Consider the following 3,037-nt stretch of genomic DNA (forward strand, 5'->3'; position numbering starts at 1 on the left):
GTCATAGGGATCTGTATGATTTTGTACCACTTTTTTCATTGGTCAGTAGGAGTACAGTACTTTATCTATAATATCCCACTATTAATTTTAGGATATATCCATTTAGGGAAAAAATTTATCCTTTATACGATTCTTGCTGTAATTTCTGACACCATATTTCTTCATTTTATCCCCATTCGTCTTATGTGGACGGATAATATTATATTAGCTTCTATTTTCGGGGGCATAATTTCTTTTGCTGGCGGAGCAATCATGCTTCGTGTAGGAGGCTCAAATGGAGGATTAGATGTCCTTGGACGAATCATTGCTAAACACAAAAATTTGTCCATTGCAAAATTTGGTCTTATCGTTAATCTGTGTTGCTATTTCAGCTGTGATTTTTGATGTTCAGGCAGYCATGTTTACCATTCTCTCGTTATATGTTGGAGCTAAAACATATGAATCCTTGCTTAATATGGCGGAAAGAAGTTCTGTAATTATTGTGACGGATAAGGGAGAAGAGATATCTGAAGCTCTCAATCAAGCGTTCCATCGCGGTGTTACATCTTGGGAAGCTTTAGGGGCATACTCACATAGTGAAAAACAAGTCATACTTTGTGTGATTGTGAATATTCAGTGGTCAGAATTATGTCAAACCGTACAACGAATAGATGATCACGCATTTATTTCAGCCATGCCAGCTCATAAAGTTATTGGTAATTTTAAAAACACATGGTAGAAAAAGGATATAAAGAAAAACCCGTTCTTACAAGCCTACTTGTACGTGCGTCATTGGTAAAATTATTAAAACGCATAATCAGGAAAAGACATTTGAAGTACGCAACTGGGCAGCGGACGAGTAGAAACCTACATACAGGAGAAGAAATATAAATTGCGGCTTCCAAAGTTCCTGTTTTTAAACCTGATAAGGAAATAAAAGAGACTGTTAAATAAAAGTAATAGTTGTGAAGTGTAAAAATACTCTGGGGATGATATTCTCCAGAGTATTTTTTGAAAAGGTAGGTTTTTACTGTCGTTAGGTAAAATCAATGAACGTAATAAAATGAACGTTCGAATTTGGATACATACGAATTAGCAATAAGGATGGTAACTCGAAGTCATTTAGAAAAAAGGGATACGATCGTGATATTTTTAAAAGTAGAAAAAACACGTTTCAAAAAATTAGCATCCACCCCCACAAAAGGTGTAGATGCTTTTTCTTTTTAATAGTTTGTTAGCAAGAAAGAAATATATCACTTTCTAATTTTTGGTAAAAAAATCATCATTGTTAAACCCTAAATAGATTTTCATTGAAAGGTTTCGATAAATCGTAGGGCACTTTTAGAAAGGAAACGATCTTTAAGCCAGATAACCGCAGATTCCGATTCAATCGTACAGTCTTCAATTTCTAATGTTTTTAAACCGTTTATAGGAAATGAATTTAGGGTCGATTTTGGGAGCAGTGTAACTCCAACACCTGCCTTTACAAGAGACAAAAGCATCGCTGCATCGGGACATTCACATACAATATTCGGCTCAAACCCTTGATTTTTGCACTTATTGACGACAAGTTCATACAGGCCAACACCACTTACTCGATGTAATAACATTAATGGCATGTCTGCGAGTTCCTTCAATGGAATCGAGTTGCGTTCATCCTGTGTGTCAGTCGTTACAGCCACAAAGCTATCTATTGGTAACGGCATAGAAGAAAAGTCAGTAGTAGGATCTAATGGAAGCCGGACGATGGCCAACTCAATATMCCTTTTTCGTAAATGATCTGCCAAACGATAAGAATCTCCTTCGTATAGTCGAAAATTAACCATTGGATATTGCTTACGAAACGAACGAATTCTCTCCGGTATATAAGAAAAACATGATTTTACAGATCCAATGGATAACACACCTTTAATCCCTTCCCCTAATTCTTTTACTTCAATTCTCGTTTCGTCTAGTCTTTGTAAAAGCTCTTTTGCTCTATCGTATAAGACCTTTCCAGCTTCAGTTAACTCCATCGTTTTTCCGTTTCTATCCAACAAAATAACGCCAAGTTCCTGCTCAAGTGCTTTTAGTTGTTGACTCAGTGGCGGTTGCGCCATATGTAATTTTTTTGCTGCTCTGGTAATTTGTCTTTCTTCTGCGATTGTTGAAAAATATCGTAATTGTCGCACATCCATAAGATCGCTCCTTATCTATGTATATTTTTTTTGTATAGAAAACGAACTTTTTAAATATTTTTAATATTTCAATAACAATGATACATTATTCTTGTAAGCGATTCCATACCGAAAAATCAAAATTAAGGAAAAAAGGGGAGACACAAGAATGTCAAAGGTTCAAGAAGCACGTGAAAAGTTAAGAGGTTCGATTGCTCCAGTTATTACACCTTTTAAAGAAGACGAAAGTTTGGATCTGGTTACACTCAAAAACTTAATTAACTGGCAAATTGAAAGCGGTAGCCACGGTATTTCTGTAACAGGTACATCAGGTGAACCGAGTTCGCTCACAGTTGAAGAGCGGGAAATTGTGATGGAGACAGCAGTGAAAGCTATTGATGGCCGAGTACCTTTTGCCCCTGGAACGGGTTCTGTTAATCACAATGAAACACTTAGATTGACAAAATCAGCACAGGAAATGGGTGCTGATGCTGCAATGGTCATCGTTCCTTACTACAACAGACCTTCTCAGCATGCACTATACAAACACTTTAAGACAGTTGCCGACGCGGTAGATATTCCTATTATCATTTATAATATTCCGGGTCGTACAGGTGTCAACATGGAAGTTTCAACAATGGCTCGTCTAGTAGAGGACTGCCCGAATATTATTGGAGCAAAAGAAGCTAATAAAGATTTTGAACATGTTAATCGCGTTCTTTTAAACTGTGGAAGAGATTTCAAATTATTTTCAGGAATTGAATTATTGTGTTACCCGATGCTTACGATCGGCGGAAGCGGATCGATTAGTGCAACAGCGAACGTTGAGCCGGCAAAAGTGGCTGAACTTCATAATGCATGGGAGCAAGGCGATACGGAAAGAGCGCTTGATCTTCATTATG

At 37.1% G+C, this 3,037-nt stretch carries 3 protein-coding genes and 1 pseudogene; 3 read left to right on the top strand and 1 reads right to left on the bottom strand.

Annotated features, from left to right (window positions below; translation table 11 throughout):
- Nucleotides 1–15 precede the first annotated feature (15 nt).
- Nucleotides 16–457, top strand: a pseudogene (locus AC1DUW_RS24685) (YitT family protein); the annotation flags it as partial.
- A complete protein-coding gene (locus AC1DUW_RS24690; protein WP_477643712.1) occupies nt 455–718 on the top strand; it encodes a YitT family protein in 264 nt (87 codons plus the stop codon). The pseudogene AC1DUW_RS24685 and the gene AC1DUW_RS24690, both read left to right, overlap by 3 nt.
- A 568-nt stretch (nt 719–1,286) precedes the next feature.
- Here the strand turns inward: AC1DUW_RS24690 and AC1DUW_RS24695 are convergent.
- The gene (locus tag AC1DUW_RS24695; protein WP_477643710.1) at nt 1,287–2,156 is read right to left on the bottom strand and encodes a LysR family transcriptional regulator; all 870 of its coding nucleotides are present in this window, start codon (nt 2,154–2,156) and stop codon (nt 1,287–1,289) included.
- A gap of 148 nt (nt 2,157–2,304) precedes the next feature.
- Between AC1DUW_RS24695 and hpaI the strand changes: the two genes are divergently transcribed.
- The coding region (gene hpaI, locus AC1DUW_RS24700) for a 2,4-dihydroxyhept-2-ene-1,7-dioic acid aldolase (protein ID WP_477643711.1) at nt 2,305–3,037 on the top strand (733 nt) is incomplete at its 3' end.

The organism is Peribacillus sp. P4_C12 (assembly GCF_056402095.1).